The following is a 17807-nucleotide window of genomic DNA, read 5'->3' on the forward strand; positions in this document are numbered from 1 at the left end:
TCAGGCCGCCATCGATTCCAGGGTCAGGCGCAAGCCTCGGCCTTCTCGTGGCCGTCGGGGAACCGGGCGAGCGTTGCGCGATGGATGAACTCCGCAATCATGTCCCTGATCGTGTGAGCACAGCGGCCGCATTGCGCGGAGCAGCCGAGCGAGGCATAGACCCGGCTCATGCGCAACTGCTCGACGCTGCCGGCAATCGCGGCCTGGACCTGGATATCGCTGAAGACGTTGCAGGAGCAGACGATCATGTGTGCCTCCTAGGCGGCCAAGCGGATGATGATCGCGGCAAGCAACAGAACGCTCACCGTTGCGGACCAGGAAGCGACCAGCGCGAGAAACGTGCTCCGCGACATCTCTGCGCCGTTGGGGCGCAGGCCTGGCTTGCGCCAGTTCGGATCAACGAAGCAATCGAACGGTAGGCGGGGCCACATCGGTCATCTCCTCAAGGGCGTTGGTGCGCCGATCCTGGATGACCACCGTAATCGCGACGCCGGCCGGACACTTGACCGGATGGGACACCTGATTTGACATTCGGGGACAGCAGTTGGTGTTGTTGGAGCGTTTTCGAGCGAAGTGGGGTCCGGTCCGCGTAAGGAAAACGCGTCGAAACAAGAGCCCAGGGCTCCGTTCCGATTCCATCCGAACGAAAATGGCGCTAGTCCGCCGAAGTGCGCGGCTCGGGAGGATCAAGGTTTGCCAAGGCCGTACGCTGGCCGGCGCGCCACTGCGAAACGCTGCAGCCGAACTGACTCCTGAACCAGCGTGAAAACGCGCTGAGCGCGGAGAAGCCGAGCAGTTCCGCAACCGACGCCAGTGGCCGCTCGCTATTGCCGATATAGCGGGTGACGAGCTCAGCGCGTACGGAATCCAGCATCGCGGAGAAGGTCTTGCCCTCGCGCGCCAGGTGCCGGTGCACGGTGCGACGGTCGACGCCAAGCCGCGCCGCGACCGAATCGGCCGAGCAGAGGCCCGAGGGCAGCATCGTGTAGATGCACTGGCTCACGCTGGCGCTCATCGAGGAACCCGGACGTACGGCGAGGGTGTCGAGATAGTCCTGCACGTAGCGCATCATCTTCGCATCGGCGGCCGGTACCGACGCATCGATGTCGCGCGAGGAGCAGACGATGCCGTTGAAGTCCTGACTGAACAGGACGTCGGTGCCGAAGAATTTGCGATAGATGTCCTTCTTCGAGGGGAGGGCGTGGGTGAAGCACACTGCCTGCGGTTTCCAGCGCTCGCGAAACAGTTGCTGAAGACTGCGGTGCAGGAAGCCGACGCCAAGCTCGATGCCCTGTCGGATCGGAACCGGTCGATCGACATCGATGGCGAGACTCAAGATCACCTCGCCGCTCTGCTCACGCATGTTCACATGCAGCGACTCGCTATGCAGGAACATGTAACCAACCAGCACGTCGAGCGCCTTGCGAACGGTCGGCTGCTCGCGCACAAGCAGCGCCAGCGCGCCAAGATTGGCGACCGTGCGTTTATCGGCCAGCCGCAGCCCGAAGTCGGACTTGCCCGAACGCTCTGCGGACGCCTCGAGCAGCCGTCCCACGGCCATGGCGGATACTTTCATCTCGGGATCGGTCAGGCTTGCAGGTGGAAGACGGAATTCGGTGATCATGCGATAGGGATCGAGGCCGACCGAGCGCGCGACCTCAACATAATTGCTCAACGTTGCACTGCGGATCAGGCGAGGCATCTGCCATCCCGGGTCGGTCGCCGCAAGCCGTCCAGTCTTTTCGGCTTGCCGATGTCCCCAAAAGGTAAATCGCCTGTCCCAATCGGTCAAACCGGCAATGTGCGCCTGCGCTAGGTTCGGATCGTCGCAAGCCAAGGGCCGGTGACACGGCCGCGACGCAGCAAAACTCGGAGGAAACCACCGCTATGCGCCGGCAACCACGCGGCGAGCAGAGCACCGGGATGAATTACCCGGAGCGCCATCAATGATGGAAGGCGGCGGACACCACCGAACACCCAAAGCTCGTACCTGTCATTCAACAATCCATCTCAGCGAAAGGAAACGACCATGAACTTCCTCGACGGCGCTCTTCATCCCGAGAACCAGGACAAGCTGGTGATCACCGCGGCTCCCTACGGGCCCGAGTGGCTGCCATCGGATTTCCCCGAGGACATTGCGGTCTCGATGGACGATCAAGTGCAGAAAGCGGTCGATTGCTACAATGCCGGTGCTACCGTGCTGCACGTTCACGTTCGCGAGGCCGACGGCAAGGGATCGAAGCGGCTCTCCAAATTCAACGAGCTGCTGGCGCGGCTGCGGATTGCGGTACCCGACATGGTGTTGCAGGTTGGCGGCTCGATTTCGTTTGCACCGGAAACCGAAGGCGACAAGGCGAAGTGGCTCTCGGACGACACCCGTCATATGCTGGCCGAGCTGACTCCGACGCCGGACCAGGTGACGGTCACGGTGAACACCGCGCAGATGAACATCTTCGAGCAGATGGATCCTCGCGACTATGCCGGTACTTCGCTGGGCGAGCCCTCGATGCACGCGGCATTCCGCGAGATGATCGTTCCTGCCGGCCCGACCTGGGCGGAAGAGCACGTCAGGCGTCTCAGCGCCAAGGGCATTCAGAGCGCGTTTCAGTTCTACAACATCAACAGCTTCGAGACGGTCGAGCGGATGATCCGGCGCGGTGTCTATAAGGGGCCGTTGGTAGCGAACTGGGTCGCGATCGGCGGCGGCATGGACGCGCCGAACGTCTACAACCTCGCCAACTTCCTGCGCGCGATGCCCGACCGCGTCGCGTTGACGCTGGAAAGCTCGATGCTCAATACGCTGCCGGTCAACATGATGGCAATTGCCATGGGTCTGCACGTGCGTTGCGGCATCGAGGACAATCTGTGGAGCCAGGATCGCAAGAGCAAGATGAGCACGGTCAAACAGATCGAGCAACTGGTGCGCATCTCGCGTGAATTCGGTCGTGACGTCGCAAGCGGCAAGGAAGCGAAGCAGATCCTGCAGATTGGCAGGTTCTACGACACCGTCGACGAGACGCTGGCGAAGAACGGCTTCTCACCGAATCGCCCGGCCGTCCGCTCCTTCCAGCAGGCCGCGGAGTAGCACGATGGCACGCGAGGCCACGGTGCTGATTGTGCCAGGCGTGCGGGACCATGTGCCTGCGCATTGGCAGACACTCCTGGCCTCGCGGCTGCCGCGGGTTCGTACGGTGGCGCCAATGGGGCGCGGCAATCTCGATTGCCTCGCCCGGGTCGAAGCCATCGAAGAGGCGGCCGTCAGGATCGATGGACCCCTCATTTTGGTCGCCCACTCCGGCGGCGCTATCGCGGTCACCCACTGGGCACGGTTGACGCGTCGGCCGGTCCGCGGTGCGCTGCTGGCGACGCCGGCGGATTTCGATCAGCCGTTGCCGGAAGGCTATCCGTCGATGGAAGCCCTCGATGAAGGAGGATGGCTGCCGGTGCCGCGCGACGCTTTGCCGTTCCACAGCATCGTTGCGGCCAGCCGCAATGACCCGCTCGCACGCTACGAACGCGTCGATGCGCTCGCAAGGTCGTGGGGCAGCAAGCTGGTCGATCTCGGAGAGGTCGGGCACCTCAATCCGGCATCCGGCTTCGGCGAATGGCCGCAAGCGACGTCATTCATCAGTGAGCTCGATGCAACCGTCTCACCGTGCTGGCTGAAGCAACGTCTTCGTGCTTGATATCCAGAGAAGGTTCGCCGTCGCTGCCGTCCGCTCCACCGTGCTGATGCTTCATTTTTCAATACCGGATAACATTGGGAGAAATGTCCATGAATCTGCATGTTGCAGCAACGGATAATACGGAAGACAGGTTTCTGTTCGGAGCCCGCGCCGCCTGGTTCGCCTACGGCATGACCGTCGCGCTGATGGTCTTCGACTACGTCGATCGCCAGGTCATCGTGTCGATGTTTCCCTTCTTGAAGGTCGAATGGAATTTGTCCGACAAGGAACTAGGCCTGCTCGTCTCGGTGATCTCGATCACGGTCGCCGTGTTCGGCATCCCGGTCGCATGGATCGCCGATCGTGTCAGCCGCGTCAAAAGCGTCGTCGTCATGGCCGTGATCTGGAGCCTCGCCTGCATCTCCTGCATGTTCTCGCAGAGCTACGCTCAGCTACTCGCAGCCCGGGCGGTCGTCGGCCTCGGCGAGGCCGGCTACGGCTCGGTTGGCGCGGCGATGGTTGCTGCGCACTTCCCGCCGCGGATGCGCGGTGGCCTGCTCGGCGGGTTCTTTGCGTCTGCCTCGGTCGGCTCGGTGCTCGGCGTCGTTCTCGGCGGCGTAGTCGCGGCGCGCTTTGGCTGGCAGTCGGCATTCGGCATCGTCGGCATCCCCGGCCTTGTCGTCGCCTTGCTCTACCTGTTCGTGCGCGACTATCGTACCGTTGTCGCGGATGCCAAGGGCGTCCACGCAAGCGCGCAAGCAAGCGCCCCAAGCAAGCGCAGCATGATCGCCTCAATCGGTCGCTCGGCGACGGTGCGTTGGGTCTGCGTCGGGGCGGCGGCCGAACTCATTGCCGTGTCGGCCCTCTGGTCGTGGCTTCCGAGCTTTCTCAATCGCACCTACGGCCTTGCTCCGGAAAGGGCAGGCATGCAGGCGGCGCTCGTCGTGCTGGCCGGCGCATTCGGCAGCCTGGTGCTCGGTATCGTGGTCGATCGCGCAGGCGTCCGAAGCGCCCGAGGCAGGTTTCTGGCGGTTTCCGTGCTTTGCCTTGCCGCGATGGCGACGTTGATGTTTGCCTTCGGAAGCAGGCATCTGGGTATCGAACTCGGGCAAGCGAGCCAGTTCGGCGCGATCCTGTTCGGTGGGTTCCTGGCGACCTGCACGGTCGGCCCGGCAGCGGCGACCGTCCTCGACGTGATCCACCCTGGGGTGCGCTCGACCGGTGCCTCGGTGCTGTCCCTGTTCCAGAACCTGTTTGGCCTTGCGATCGGACCGTTGATTGGTGGAATGCTGTCGGATGCTGTCGGGCTCGACAACGCGCTGACCCTGACGCCTCTCGCCTGCATCGTTGCGGCCACAGCGTTTCTGATGGCGGGTGGCGGCTATCAGGCTGACAGGCAGCGCGCGGAAGCCCCGGCATCATTGCCGAACTCGCAGGAAGCATTCGCATGAGCTTCCTCTCTGTCGCCGCAAGACCGTCTATCTGACGTGTCGGCCTCCAGCAAATAGGCCTGAGGCGCCAGAGGAGCGAATCGGCAGGTGGGGACGGTGACGCGGGTCGTGGCGTGATGATAACCAACGCCGCGAGGAGGAGGTGCTATTCGATCACCTCTTCGGCGCGGGCGACGGCCGGAAACGAACCAGCTTTCGCGCTCGACCTCCTTCAGCCAACAATCCTCGGTTCTGTCGCTCTCACAGAATTACGACGACGGCGCACTTGATGACAACGAAGTGCGCAATTTGAGTGCACTGCACCGTAATTTCCGTAATTCTGGATTCATGTTTTCCCTATTCAGCTCCCGCCGAGTCTTTCGTTCGACTTGACGAGCGCAATGATTTCATCCGGAATAGCGGCTGCCGGTATTGGCTTACACAAAGCTTTGGCGAAACCAAATGATGTTCAGCGCAGACGTGTCCAGCATGCTGGATCGCATTCTTGATGCAGCAACCAACAACCTCAGATTCGCGACGATTCTGGTTCAGATGGGTCTCGATCCCAATGACGTGACCTGGAACGCCATCTTCAGCCGCCTGCTGGAAATTTTTCTGCACAACATCACTCTGGCAAACATGTTCGCCCTGGTCGGCGCGATCTTCTTTGTCGCCACCCTGCTGACGCACACCATGGTGCCGCTCCGGGTCGCCAACATGATCGGTTGCGTATTCTTTGCCATCTTCGGCGCGCTTACCGGAGCGGTCACGACGTTTCTTCTTTATCTCCTGATGGTTCCGATCAATGCCTACCGCCTTCGGCAAATGCTCGCCCTCGTGAAAAAGGCTCGCACCGCAACGCAGGGTGACACGTCGATGGAGTGGCTCAAGCCGTTCATGACTCAGCGCAAGTATCGCAAGGGCGATATCTTGATGAAGAAAGGTGACGCAGCCAAAGAAATGCTGCTGACGGTCACCGGCAGATTCCGGGTGATCGAAATCAACGTCGATGTTCCGCCGGGCCGCCTGATGGGCGAACTCGGTTTCCTCACACCCGACAACCGCCGGACCGCGACGATCGAATGTGTGGAGGATGGCCACGTTCTAACCATCACCTATGAAAAGCTGCTCGAGATCTATTTCCAGAACCCGCAGTTCGGCTATTACTTCCTCGTCCTGACCAGCCAGCGCCTCCTGGAAAATCTCGCGCGCGCCGAAGCCATCATCGCGCAGAACAAGATCGCGGTGCAGACGGCCTCCGCGAACTGACGGCGCTCCGGCCCGATGGATCCCGATCCGGAAAGGCCAGGCTGGCTAGAGCGCGATGAGATCGGGTCGAATCGTCATCGCGCCCTGGCTTCTTGTTTGAGCGTGATCTCCGCGCAAACACGTTCCGCGTTTGTATCGGATCTTATTGCCCTATCAAAACCTGTATGGCCGACAACGTTGGCCGGCGAACTCGGGTCAGATACCGGCTCGGGCCGCGCACGCGGCGTTCGCACCTTGGCATATGAGCTTCAGCGCAGGGTTGTCCGAGTTCACGCAAGAACTCGGCCGTCCTTGCGGTGCGTCAGAGCGACGCGCTCAAGACGTTTGTCGATGCGCCGGTTTCGGCAGCGTGCGTCACCCGGAGTTCAGCCGAGCATTCTCATCAGGACAGCTTTGCCGACGGGGGTGGCGCGAACCCCGCGAAACGAGCGAACATATTCGCCGGCATAGAATGCACGCACAGCCTGGACGCGAGTGCCCACGCTGTCGTCAAAGCGCACGGCAAATCCATCGTCGGTGCGGCGCACGACGGTTGCAGTGATGTTGCGGCCGTAGACATGGCAATTGATCGTTGCGCCCAGCGATGGCGGCGCCTCGTCGACGAAGCGAGCTCCGGTGATGGATATGTCGGCCAGGCGGGACAGTCGCGAATCGCTTCCATCGTCGATCAGAATTGTTTCATCCCGGGTAAAGCGCTCTGCCTTCCGATGTCGTGGCTGCTCGATGCAGACGAAACAAACGAGCGCAAGGACGACGCAGTTGTAGAGGCTCCAGGCCAGCGCCAGCCCGCCGTAGGCGATATTCTCGCCCCGCGGGTGGACGAGGAATGCGTAGGCGATGGCAGCCAGCGTGATGGCCAATGCAGTGCCGTAAATCCGCAAGAGCGGCCATTCCACGAAACGTCGATTGCGATCACCACCCTTTGCGGTCACGTTGAACTTGTGTCCCTTCGGTCGCACCAAGCCTGTGATGACGGCTTTGATGATCGCCGGCGCCACAATGTATTGAGATACGTCCGTCATGATCGCGAGTGCGCGGCCCCGAGAGATCCAGGCCATCGTGAACCCATGCCAGACGTAGAACGGAAGGAAATATTCCAGCAGCTCGAACAGGTCGGCGTGCACGGCTTTGATCCCAAAAAACAGAAACAACCAGGGTACGATGAGTCCGGGTATCTTTATGCCGTAAACAGCCGCCCAGCCCAGGAAGGCATCAAGGAGCGAAAGCCGGTCAATGACTGAAAGACGGGATCGAGTCGAAAACGGGCCGCTGCGACCCCTCAGGATTTGCATCAGGCCGAGGCACCAGCGGCCCCGTTGCGTTATGTACTCCTTGAGCCCTTCCGGCGCCAGTCCAAGTGTAAGCCGCTCGTTGAGATAGACCGTGCGGAAACCATGCTCCTTGAGACGCAGGGACAGCAGATAGTCCTCGGTTACCGAGTCCGTCGGAAAACCGCCGATGCGGATCAGCGACGAGTACCTTATGATCGACGAGGTGCCGCAGCAGAATGCGACACCCCAGGCATCCTTCGCCGGCATGAGGATATCGAAGAAGAAGCGCTGCTCGTCGGGCCAGACTTCCGAAGCGGCAAGGTTGGTCTGGATTGGATCGGGATTGATGAAGTGTTGCGGAGTTTGCACCACTCCGACGGAATCATCGCTCATCGCTCCCATCGTTCTCGTCAGGAATTCCGGCTTGGTTACGAAATCGGCATCCAGGATCGCGATGAACTGAGGTTGCTCTTCGAGCAATCCGACGTGCTGCAGGGCGTGGTTGATGTTTCCGGCCTTGGCGTGATGATTATCGGGACGGGTCAAGTATCTGCAGCCGAGTTCCTCGGACAGATCCTTCAGCCATGGGCGCCGGCCATCATCCAGCACCCAGACGCGATAATTGCCGTAGGTCATGCCAGTGGCGCCGATGATCGTGCGCTCGAGAATCGGTCTTTCTTCGTTGTAGGTGCAAATGAAGACGTCGATCAGCGGGGGGCGCTCGCGCAATTTCGCCGCTGCCGCCGTCACGTCCGCGGAACGATCGATCGTTCGGCTCAGAACCAGCAGCGAGAAGGCAACGCCGATGAGGGACGTGGCTTCTACAAGCATGAAAGGGTAGCCGATCAGGAAATCGGCGGTCATTGCCGCTTCGGGGAGGCTCTGGGTAACGCGCCAGTAGAAGTATCGCGCCATCAGTATTATCGAGATGCCGGTCATCAGGGACCTGGCGAAAACACTCTCCCGTCTGAGCAAGGGCAGAATTGCTATGCAGACGCCGAGTGCGAGGAAAGCCGGCGCCAGATGCGCCATCATGACTTCGTTCCGGAGAAGACCACGCGACCGGTGCGTCCCACCGTGCAGCCGCTTGCTGCAACATTTACCGGGGGAAGCGTCACCGTTACACGGTACGGCTCTTTGCTGAGCACATCAGGATTGATCGCAAGATTGGCCGGAGCGCCGGAGGCGCCCGTCAGGTTGGTCACCGTCCCGTCAATGCCCGGACCGCCGTCACTTGGCTCAAATGTCGCGTGGTCACCCAATTGCAGCTGGTTGTAGACCCGTTCGGTGACGTTTGCCGTGATCAGGGCTTGCGTGCAATCGAGTACCTTCAGCAGTGGCTGGCCTGCCCGGACATCCTCGCCGGGCGACGTCATCACCTCCCATATCTGACCCGCCGCCGGCAGCGTGATATTGGACTCCGAGCGCTCGACGAAGCGAGTTCGCTCGGTAATCATCTCGCGAGCCAACCAGTCGATTTCGGCATCGACCTGCATCAGATCCGCCTTGAGGTCTTCAGCACGCTGCCGCATTTCCTCTTCGCGCTGAACCGAGCTTGGGCGGTCATTGTAGCTATCCCCCAGATACGTGCCGCGTCTGGCCGCTGCAAGCTCCACCGTGGCCCCCTCCAACCGCATGCGCGCCGCGAGCTCGGCCTGCTGCGCGACAGATTGCTCGCGCGTCAGCCGAGCCAGTTCCACCGTCGAAACGGCGCCCGATCTGGCGAGCGTCGAGGCCCTTTCAACGGCGGCAGTCGCCTCCTCCAGGCGGGTCGCGGCCGCTTCAATGGAAGTCCGCAGCTCAGCGGTCCGTGCTTCAAGCTGCAAGATGCGACCGTCCCTGAACTGAGCTGCCTGCCGGGCCAGGTCCTGCCGCGCCGAGTCCGCAGTGGCGAGCTTTGCAGACAGGGTTGGCCGCTGGTTTTCGAGGCGCGCCAACTGTCGCCGCAAATCGTCGAGCCGCATTCGGTCACCGCGCGGATTGACGATCCGAGCGACCAATTCACCTTCTCTCACCGGCCCCAATTGTCGCGACAAGTCGAGGAGGGAAGATACCCGACCGTCGATTGGGGACCTCAGCGTTACGAGCCTAGAGTTGACGATGGCCTCCACGCTCGAGGATTGCCATACCGCGCGCAGCGGCATCCAGCCGAACACGGCAACAATCGCAAGTCCCGCGATCACCCTCAAGCTGCGTCGAACGATCACGCCCGTCTGCATTGGCTTTGCGCCATCGGGACGTTGGTCGTGCTCCGGCTGCTCGTCCGAATGTGACCAGCGTTCCTTCAGCTCGTCCTGCAGGCCTCTCGCGCCCTTGTGGGAGGGGAGCGCAACTTCCGCCGAGCTTCGAGGCGTTGACGAACTCTCTTCGTTGGAGACGCGGGCGCGTGCGTGGTCTGTCATGGTTAATCCCGTGCCGGTATGCCTTGATCAATCAATTTGCGGGCTCGGATAGGCTAATCTCGATAAGCGAGGGCTCTCGAAATCGATTTCCGGCTGAACCTTGGGACCTGATGCTAGCAGGCAATGCTTTACAACGGTTTTACCGGGCCAAGGATCGGGGTTGTAAGATTACGGGGCTGGGGGCCGCACCGATGCCTGGGCGCAATGTCATCTTTGGTGCACCAAGTCCCACCGCACCTGAACGGTCGAGATCAACCAGTCGCGGTGAACGCGCGTTCAGCGCCGCAGGCTGGTCAAGCCGACGATCGGCACTCGCGCTTCAGCTGCCTTGCTACATTGCGTGGAGGTGCGGCAAGCGGTGCGATTCCGAACTGGCGGTCGTTTCCTGCATGCGCGATTGGTAGTAACCCAGGACATCCTGGAAAGACTTGCTGCTAAGAGTCGAAAACTGTCGCTTCATGCTCTCCAGATCGTGAGCCGTGATGCGGTGATCCTTCGTTGCGAGAAACAACAGCGCCATTGTCGTCTCCCACTCGAAGTTGCAGGCCTTTGCCAGCAGGATCGTCAGCTCTTGATCCAGCAGGCTTCTCTCGACGACGTTGACCGGCAAAGAGCACAGAAGAGACAGCCCGACCATCACCTCCTCGTTCTTATGAGCCCGCGCATATTCGAGAATGCTGCTTTCGTTCAACTCGCCACGATGCTTCCGGGCCGTAACGACCTTCTTGGCGTGGAAGTAGCGTTCATTTGCAGGCCCGAATTTGGACTGAAGCGAGCCTGTTACCTCGGTCACCGACGTCTGTATCTGGCCGAGCAAGTCGGGACGTTCCTGTTCGAGCTTCGCTTTGACCTCGGCAGATGCCTTCGCGATGAGCTGCTGGAAAATGTGTCTCGGGATGTCTTTTCGCGCGCCGAGATGCTCGGCTAGAATGGAATCGTTCGCGGACCGCCTGACCATGTGCAGGAATCCGAAGTCAGAGAAGCACGCGCCGCTGTTTGCCGCAACCGATGTAACGACTTCGCGATGGCCATGCGTCACAAGCTCATCGGTTATCTCCGAGGGGATGGAATCGCGCTTCGAAATCGCCAGGAGGTGCGGCTGGCTCTTCGTTCTGATGCTGCTGATCAGTGTCTTCGTATCGAGCCGCTTGGAATATTGGAGGATTGGCCCAGCCACCTCGATCGAGTCGTCGAGGGCGAGCTTTTTCACGACGTTGATGGGTGCCTGAGCCGATGGCAGCAGGCGCTTGGCAAGCTGCTCGCGCGCACGGACTTCGATTGCGTCGGCCAACCGGCCGATCACCTCGCCGAAAATCCAGATCTCATCCTCGGTGTAGCGGCCGGCCAATAACATGTCCGTCGCATACAGCAGCGCTTTCTCGCGGCTTTCGGCCGATCCTTGCGTGAGAGCGTCACTCAATTCCTTCAAAAATAGCATTGGCTCGGTCATCGAATAGCTCCGGTCGACCGGGTTAAATGAGCACGTGCACTCCAGGCAATCTGGTCACTGTCGGCACCAGCCAGGTACCAAGCGGCAGCTTCCGGTCCGGCGAAGTGGTCACTGCGGACCTTTCGCATCGATCCCGTGGTCGTCTCAACCAAATGCCCCCGTCACGGCTGAGAACATGACGGGGGCTGGATTCCAATTCGCAAACTAAATGCCGGACGATTAGCCCAAGCCTATCGAGCGTAAAGTCGATGTCCTAATTTAATGTTGCAGTTTTGTGAATTGGGACCGGTCGAAGCAGGCGAGGGCCGGCTATCCCGAGGCGGTCGCAAGCCGGGCGCGCAAGCAGCGTTTCTGGCGGTTGGCAGAAGATCGCCGGGCCGTAAATGCAGTGCCGGTGTTGGGGATATTTCGGCATATTGCGGGAGATGCGACTTGCTATCCAGGCAATTTGCGGTTGGGCCTGAAGGGACCCGGGAAGGTCGCAAAATCCTGACCCAAATAGGTCAGCTGAAAGGAGCAAAGCTTCAGGATGCTGCGCACCGTATGACTACGGTAACCCAGCGAAGGGTGCTGGCTTGCGACGATCATGCGCAGCTAATCTGGATTGTCTTAAACTACCGCCCTGCCAGCTACGCAAGCATCGTGGCCATGCTGCTGCCCGTCCCGGCCGGAGCGGCACTCGGACAACCAGGAGGCGGGAATAGAACCGATCGCGGTCTTTGGTTGGTTTCATCCGGCTCGGGTTCGATTTGCGAATTCCGTCTGATCGGTCAGCAAGCTGTTGCCGACGTAATGACCATGGTGCTGGAACGTGGCTTGATCCACTCCCTCGACCGTGATCGCGAACAGGCCATTCTCCGTTTTCCGTATCCAGCCCTTTTCCTTCAGGTACCAGAGATGGAATTCGAGATGCTCGATCGGACAGCCGAGCAAATGCTCAAGCTCAACATCACCGACGCCTGGCTCCCGGACGCTCTGTTTGCATCTTAACCAAAGGGTGGACAGGAGTTTATTCTGAAGTTCAACACCGTCATCGATCCGAATGCCATCCCGAAGTTCATCGACGAACTTGGCCCGTGCTATCGTGCGGTTCCCGTGCTGAAGATCATATTGCGCGCGACGGGCTGGATCGGCGAGCGTCTGGTGAGCTTCCATGATGATGTCGAAGCGCTGACGATCGCCAGTCTCCTGGTTGTCCGGATGGTAGCGCTGGACGAAGAAGCGAAATATTCGCTCGATCGTGTCCCGATTGGCATTTGGGCTGATTTCCAGCACTTCATAATAGTCAACGAATTCAGCAAGCATTAACAGATCTCCTCCTGGCTGACCGCCTGGGGTCGCGTTCCGGTCGCACCGCCGACGGTTATCCTGCCTGTCTCAAGAAGATACGCCGCCGAGCTCGAAATACGGTGTCCCGGCGGCGCCCTGTTCCAAACTGGGATCAGCAATCCCCAGTGCCAGATGTGGAGCAATCGCTGTGCCATGAGGATGACCCGTGGCTCTCCGCGGCGAGCGATGGAGGCGAGCTGTTCAGACGACGGTCGTGCGTGCATTACACTGGTCTGCCCGCAAAGGGTCAGGCGGATGCGCACATCGCCACACGGTGGCGGCGCATTCTTGGTTAAGGGCCGGATTTGATGTTCTGGCTCGCGACCGGCTCGGAGGCCTGCACGGGTTGGTCCTCCCAGTCCTCCCAATCGACATTGTTGATGTCGAGATAGCGGGAGACGGCCACGCCGATTGTCGGAAAGAAGTAATGCTCTCCAAGTTGCGCGAACAGCCCAAATCTTTTCAATTTGTCCTTCACGGGGTCCTTGAGTTCGGCGAAGCAGAGCTCGATACCCTGCGCGTGCAGCGTCTGATCCAGTTCGGCAACCACGTCGCAGGCGGTTACGTCCACGCTCGTGACGGGCTCTGCGGTGACAACCAGCCAGCGCACCGGTGTTGGTGATGTCGCTACGGCTTCCTGGATACGTTCTCTGAAGAACTCCGCGTTGGCAAAAAACAACGGCGCATCCCACCGAAACAGGACAAGCCCGGGAATCCGTCGTGCATCCGGATATCGTGTGATGTCATGGTAACCCTTGACGCCGTAGGCGCGCCCCAACACGGCGGAATGAGGGCGCCAGCCGTCCCACAAGAACTCGATGATCGCGAGGACGATCGCGAGACCTATGCCCTGGATCACTCCGAGCACGGCGACGCCGACAAAGCAGACGATCGCCAGCCAGAACTCCCAGCGTTGGATGCGATAGATCCGCTTGAGGTCGGTGACCTCAAAAAGACCAAGCGCCGCTGCAATGACCACTGCGGCCAATGCAGCGGTCGGCAAATGCTGAAGGAGACTTGGCGCGACCAACAGGAGCGAGGCGATGGCAAGCGCGCCTACGACGCTGGTGAGTTGGGTGCGGGCGCCGGCGGCTTCGGCGACAGGCGTGCGCGAACTGCTGCTGCTGATCGGGAATCCCTGGAAAAATCCCGTTGCCAGATTGGCGGCACCAAGCCCGACCATTTCCTGGTTGGAATCGGCCCGATCCCCCAATCGGGCGGCGTAGGCACGTGAAAGTACGCTCGTATCGGCAAACGAAACCATCGCTATCGCGCAGCCGCCGAGCACAACCGGGACGATGTCGCTGGCGGTGACCCATGGGATGACGAAGGCCGGCAGCCCCTGAGGAAGGGGCCCCAGTACCTTGACGCCATGCAGCGTTCCGAGGTCGAACACGCCGACGATGATTGTCGCCCCTACGACCGCGATCAGGATGCCCGGCAGCTTGCTGTTCTTGAGAAGCAGGATCACCATCAACGTGGCGAACCCGATCGCGAACGCTACCCAGTTGATCTTTCCCGCAACGATCGCGCTGGCGATGGCCCACAGGCTCCGCAACGGCCCTTCGCCCTCAATGGAAAAGCCAAGCAGCTTCGGCAGCTGGCTGATCAATACTGTTAGCGCAATGCCGTTCATATACCCGTAGCGGATTGGCTTGGAGAGAAGCTCGGTGACGAAGCCAAGACGAGCGATGCCTGCCAGGATGCAAACCGTCCCGGAGACGATCGCCATCATGCCGGCAAGTGTTACGGCGCGCACCGGATCGCCGTGAGCCAGGGGAGCAATGACGCCCAGGAGTATTCCTGCCAGCGCCGAGTCCGGTCCCAGCACGAGAATGCGACTGGGGCCGAACAACGCGTAGGCCAGCAGCGGCACGATCGTTGCGTAAAGGCCAAAGATGCCAGGCAGGCCCGATGCGGCTGCATAGGCAATACCGACCGGGACCAGCATTGTCGCCAGAACGAGACCGGCAAAGATATCGTGCGGAAGCCAGGCTGCCTCGTACCGACGGAGTGTCTCGAGTCCAGGCAGCCAGTGCTTCACGAGTGGTCACTCCCGCAGGCAGCGTTGCATCAGCCGTGCGAATCTGCTGCGCCGCAACAGGAATTCGTCGATCGGAGGTCATCGAGCGCAGCAATCGCTCGGTACGCCCTTGATCAAGATCAATACTTGCGAGGGCGGCCTTCCTGAAAGTCGGTCCGATGTCCGCTTCGGGGTCGACCGCTACGGTTTGGCCCGGTCTCGGTAAGGTCCGCTCTTCGCCTCACGGCACCCTGTGCGCCCGCCGACGGCCGGTTGTCGACATGCCGCACGCGGATTAGCATTTTCCGTTTTGATTGTGGGGCCTCGGATGAGCGACCGTGTTTATGCCATTCACACAGACGAGGAATGCGAGCGGTTGGAAGCGCAGGCATTGCTTGCGGGGGCGTCCGATCATGTAAGACACGTTCCGGCGCTGCCGGGCATGCGGATACTGGACGCGGGGTGTGGTTCGGGAAGCATGGCACGCGCGATCGCGAAGGTGGCCCCGGAATCGGTCGTCATCGGCGTCGACCTTCGAGGCAAATACGTCGACTATGCAAGCCGGCGGGCCGAAGCCGAGGGGTTGCGAAACGTGACCTTTGAAACGGGTGACGTTCGCGAGTTGCCCTTTGCGGACGGCGTATTCGACATCGTCTGGACAAAGTACCTTCTGCAATGGGTCGCCGATCCAATGAGCGCCGTCCGCGACTTCGCGCGGGTGCTGAAGCCAGGCGGCCTTCTGGTCTCGGCCAATTTCGACGGCTTCGCTGTCACCAACGAGCCGCCCGATCCAGCAATCCAGCCGATTGCCGAGTTTGTATTCAACGGGTTGGTTGATCCGTATATCGGTCGAAAGATGGCCGGGATGTGCCGTGAGTGCGGTCTGATTGATATTGATGTGAAGATGGAAACCGACCGCGCTTTCACCGTAATCGGCAGCATAGACCAGGAGCGTCGGCGCAATTGGGAGATTCAATGGTCAGGGGCCAAACACCGCACGGCCGAACTTCTCGGCTCGCAAGCCCTGGCGGACGCCTTCATCGAAAAGTTTATGGCTTATCAGGACCGGCCTGATACCGCGACTTACTGTACACTCTATATCGCCAGCGCGCGGAAGCCATGCTGACAACACCGGCGATTGTCACCAATTCCAGTGCAGTTGTTGCTCTGGGGGCACCCGAACTCGCGTCGTCGTTCTCGTGGCCACCAGACCGACGGCGGGGTCGTCGCCGAAATCCCGCTAGGGCTGGCTCGAAAGATCCTTGAGCAGGGACCCGTTTGCCTGATGTTTCGGTTCCCTCGGCTTACGACTCGCCGCCTCGCGATTTCGAGTACTTCCGACCGACCAAGATTTGCGCGCCCTCTGATCCGATCCAATCGTCGTGCAACTCCCCCTCAGCGACGGCAAACACCTGCCCTGGTCCATATGTGACGGGTTCGCTTTCCTGCGCGACTATGAAAGCACCGGAAAGAACCAGGCCACGAATCGCGAACAAGTGTCTGTGCCGGCCTTTTCCTGGCCGCGGGTCGAGGCTTAGCTTTTCGATTTCGTTGTAACCGTCGGCCTTGAGTCCTGCTTCGAATTCGCTCTCGGTCACGGGAGCCTCCCTTTCGGTTCTCTTACTTTGTTATCGTCCCCGTTGCATACAGGCCTGGACGTAGCCAGGCAGGGAGCCGCCTCTGCTGCCGCCGCTGAGGCCCATTTTGATGCCTTCCTCCCTGCACCGTGCAAGTTTGGCGGCGCCAGCAGGGTTACTCTGAATACAGGCCAACTTGGCTTTCCCGGGAGGAAGTTCGCGACAGTTTTGCGCAAGCGCGGTCGTGGAGAATACGACAGTGGCGATCAATGTGAGAAAGAGTGGCCTCATTTTTTCTTCTCCCTGAGCCCGATCTCGACCAGGCGCCGAATGGCCTCGGAGCGAGCAGTTCCACTGTCTTGCTCAGCCGCCCAAGTTTCCACTGCTATAATACACGCCCGTGATCCACCCATCCAATTGGGGGCGCACAGCATGAACTGATGGAAGCCGCAAACAAGGCTGTGCGAAGCAAGGTCATTCTTGCTGGTCTTGACGCTGGTGGCGGGAATTTGTGCGGCGGCCTGCTGATGGCCACTGACCGAGGCAAGGTCCTTACGCGCTCAGCAGCAGCACGCAGCAAAGCACGTAGGCCAGCAGGGCGCCGACGGCAACCCAGACAGGTGAGGGACGGAAATTGACCTGGTCGCGGTTCATGCGAGCCAGCATAACCCCTCAAGCTGACACCAACCTTTCGGTGAGCTGCTTCCTGTGAAGTATGCAATTTGTGCCAGCCGCTCATAACCCAAACGGGGTTGGACCTAACGCAGCTCAGATCTGAGGAATCCAGTCCTTGTCGGATCGGCTCGGCCCGCTATCGTGCGGGTGCGGTCCATTCGCGTGGTGCTGCTAGGGGCGTTGTCACGGCGCCCGACAACCAGTGTTGCCTTCGGCCTCGGCACTACCCAGCGCCGAGGCCGCTTCTTTTGGTGGTGCAGGTAATCCTCGAACCCGTCGGTCGCAATGCAACTCGAGTTCGTGTCGGACGTCTTCATCCGGTCGAAGATCTGCTCGACGTCGCTAAGCGGAAGGGACGCACCTGCCGGCACATGCTGAAGCGAGCTCGGAAGGCGATCTCGTCTCGGCGCAGGCTCGCAGCGATAGGCTTGCATCTCGGAAATTGCTGCTCGACCTCGGACGGGATCTCGATCAGCGTTGGGAATCCGGAATCGCCCTCGCGGCGCCTCATATCAACGCCGTCGAGACGTTCGTCAATCCGCGGATTTGTATCCGCGTCGTACAGTGCGTCGCTGCCGAGCCCGCCCATCGCGGTTTCGGGAATCAAATGTGAATCGCTTCCACCGGCCGGATCATACTTCAGCTCAAGCGTGTGGCCCTTCCGGACGCGATCGAAAGCATGATGCGTCCGGTTTTTCACTTTGAGCCGTCTCGCT

At 60.6% G+C, this 17807-nt stretch carries 15 protein-coding genes; 5 read left to right on the forward strand and 10 right to left on the reverse strand.

Annotated features, from left to right (window positions below; genetic code table 11):
• Positions 1-23 precede the first annotated feature (23 nt).
• From JQ586_RS00100 to JQ586_RS00110, 3 genes are all read right to left on the reverse strand, one after another.
• Positions 24-248: a bacterioferritin-associated ferredoxin gene (locus JQ586_RS00100; protein ID WP_212392440.1), complete on the reverse strand. Its 225-nt coding sequence runs from the start codon at positions 246-248 to the stop codon at positions 24-26.
• A 9-nt stretch (positions 249-257) separates the two neighbouring features.
• Positions 258-431, reverse strand: a complete 174-nt coding sequence (locus JQ586_RS00105) for a hypothetical protein (RefSeq protein WP_212392441.1) — start codon at positions 429-431, stop codon at positions 258-260.
• 224 nt (positions 432-655) lie between these two features.
• Positions 656-1702, reverse strand: a complete 1047-nt coding sequence (locus JQ586_RS00110) for an AraC family transcriptional regulator (RefSeq protein WP_212392442.1) — start codon at positions 1700-1702, stop codon at positions 656-658.
• 327 nt (positions 1703-2029) lie between these two features.
• Between JQ586_RS00110 and JQ586_RS00115 the strand changes: the two genes are divergently transcribed.
• The 4 genes from JQ586_RS00115 (at position 2030) to JQ586_RS00130 (ending at position 6364) form a co-directional block, all read left to right on the forward strand.
• Complete coding sequence (locus JQ586_RS00115) at positions 2030-3085, forward strand: 3-keto-5-aminohexanoate cleavage protein (protein ID WP_212392443.1); 1056 nt, start codon at positions 2030-2032, stop codon at positions 3083-3085.
• A gap of 4 nt (positions 3086-3089) precedes the next feature.
• Positions 3090-3686 (forward strand): alpha/beta hydrolase, encoded by a 597-nt coding sequence (locus JQ586_RS00120; protein WP_212392444.1) that lies wholly within the window; start codon positions 3090-3092, stop codon positions 3684-3686.
• Between the two features lie 89 nt (positions 3687-3775).
• Positions 3776-5116: an MFS transporter gene (locus JQ586_RS00125; protein ID WP_212392445.1), complete on the forward strand. Its 1341-nt coding sequence runs from the start codon at positions 3776-3778 to the stop codon at positions 5114-5116.
• Between the two features lie 441 nt (positions 5117-5557).
• Complete coding sequence (locus JQ586_RS00130; RefSeq protein WP_212392446.1) at positions 5558-6364, forward strand: Crp/Fnr family transcriptional regulator; 807 nt, start codon at positions 5558-5560, stop codon at positions 6362-6364.
• A 365-nt stretch (positions 6365-6729) separates the two neighbouring features.
• Here the strand turns inward: JQ586_RS00130 and JQ586_RS00135 are convergent, their stop codons facing one another.
• The 5 genes from JQ586_RS00135 to JQ586_RS00155 all read right to left on the reverse strand — a co-directional run bounded on the left by JQ586_RS00135 (position 6730) and on the right by JQ586_RS00155 (position 14860).
• Entirely contained in the window at positions 6730-8670 is a 1941-nt protein-coding gene (locus JQ586_RS00135; RefSeq protein WP_212392447.1) for a glycosyltransferase, read from the reverse strand.
• Complete coding sequence (locus tag JQ586_RS00140; RefSeq protein WP_212392448.1) at positions 8667-10037, reverse strand: HlyD family secretion protein; 1371 nt, start codon at positions 10035-10037, stop codon at positions 8667-8669. Before JQ586_RS00140 ends, JQ586_RS00135 begins: the two co-directional genes overlap by 4 nt.
• Before the next feature lie 331 nt (positions 10038-10368).
• The gene (locus JQ586_RS00145; protein WP_212392449.1) at positions 10369-11487 is read right to left on the reverse strand and encodes a DUF2336 domain-containing protein; all 1119 of its coding nucleotides are present in this window, start codon (positions 11485-11487) and stop codon (positions 10369-10371) included.
• Positions 11488-12216: 729 nt separating this feature from the next.
• Positions 12217-12792 carry a J domain-containing protein gene (locus JQ586_RS00150; protein ID WP_212392450.1) on the reverse strand — a complete coding sequence of 192 codons (576 nt, stop codon included), beginning with the start codon at positions 12790-12792 and terminating at the stop codon, positions 12217-12219.
• A gap of 316 nt (positions 12793-13108) precedes the next feature.
• Positions 13109-14860, reverse strand: a complete 1752-nt coding sequence (locus JQ586_RS00155; protein ID WP_212392451.1) for a SulP family inorganic anion transporter — start codon at positions 14858-14860, stop codon at positions 13109-13111.
• A gap of 307 nt (positions 14861-15167) precedes the next feature.
• On the opposite strand from JQ586_RS00155, the gene JQ586_RS00160 reads away from it, so the two are divergent.
• Positions 15168-15965, forward strand: a complete 798-nt coding sequence (locus JQ586_RS00160; RefSeq protein WP_212392452.1) for a methyltransferase domain-containing protein — start codon at positions 15168-15170, stop codon at positions 15963-15965.
• Positions 15966-16143: 178 nt separating this feature from the next.
• Here the strand turns inward: JQ586_RS00160 and JQ586_RS00165 are convergent, their stop codons facing one another.
• Positions 16144-16437 carry a hypothetical protein gene (locus JQ586_RS00165; protein WP_212392453.1) on the reverse strand — a complete coding sequence of 98 codons (294 nt, stop codon included), beginning with the start codon at positions 16435-16437 and terminating at the stop codon, positions 16144-16146.
• Between the two features lie 967 nt (positions 16438-17404).
• Positions 17405-17698 carry a hypothetical protein gene (locus JQ586_RS00170; RefSeq protein ID WP_212392454.1) on the reverse strand — a complete coding sequence of 98 codons (294 nt, stop codon included), beginning with the start codon at positions 17696-17698 and terminating at the stop codon, positions 17405-17407.
• Between the last annotated feature and the right edge of the window lie 109 nt (positions 17699-17807).

The sequence above is a fragment of the Bradyrhizobium jicamae genome (genome assembly GCF_018130215.1).
Lineage (GTDB): Bacteria > Pseudomonadota > Alphaproteobacteria > Rhizobiales > Xanthobacteraceae > Bradyrhizobium > Bradyrhizobium jicamae_A.

Coding starts and splice junctions, on each gene's coding strand:
- JQ586_RS00160 (WP_212392452.1), top strand. CDS start 15,168: ATGAGCGACCGTGTTTATGCCATTCACACAGACGAGGAATGCGAGCGG.
- JQ586_RS00105 (WP_212392441.1), bottom strand. CDS start 431: ATGTGGCCCCGCCTACCGTTCGATTGCTTCGTTGATCCGAACTGGCGC.
- JQ586_RS00120 (WP_212392444.1), top strand. CDS start 3,090: ATGGCACGCGAGGCCACGGTGCTGATTGTGCCAGGCGTGCGGGACCAT.
- JQ586_RS00100 (WP_212392440.1), bottom strand. CDS start 248: ATGATCGTCTGCTCCTGCAACGTCTTCAGCGATATCCAGGTCCAGGCC.
- JQ586_RS00115 (WP_212392443.1), top strand. CDS start 2,030: ATGAACTTCCTCGACGGCGCTCTTCATCCCGAGAACCAGGACAAGCTG.
- JQ586_RS00110 (WP_212392442.1), bottom strand. CDS start 1,702: ATGCCTCGCCTGATCCGCAGTGCAACGTTGAGCAATTATGTTGAGGTC.
- JQ586_RS00150 (WP_212392450.1), bottom strand. CDS start 12,792: ATGCTTGCTGAATTCGTTGACTATTATGAAGTGCTGGAAATCAGCCCA.
- JQ586_RS00140 (WP_212392448.1), bottom strand. CDS start 10,037: ATGACAGACCACGCACGCGCCCGCGTCTCCAACGAAGAGAGTTCGTCA.
- JQ586_RS00135 (WP_212392447.1), bottom strand. CDS start 8,670: ATGATGGCGCATCTGGCGCCGGCTTTCCTCGCACTCGGCGTCTGCATA.
- JQ586_RS00125 (WP_212392445.1), top strand. CDS start 3,776: ATGAATCTGCATGTTGCAGCAACGGATAATACGGAAGACAGGTTTCTG.
- JQ586_RS00145 (WP_212392449.1), bottom strand. CDS start 11,487: ATGACCGAGCCAATGCTATTTTTGAAGGAATTGAGTGACGCTCTCACG.
- JQ586_RS00130 (WP_212392446.1), top strand. CDS start 5,558: ATGATGTTCAGCGCAGACGTGTCCAGCATGCTGGATCGCATTCTTGAT.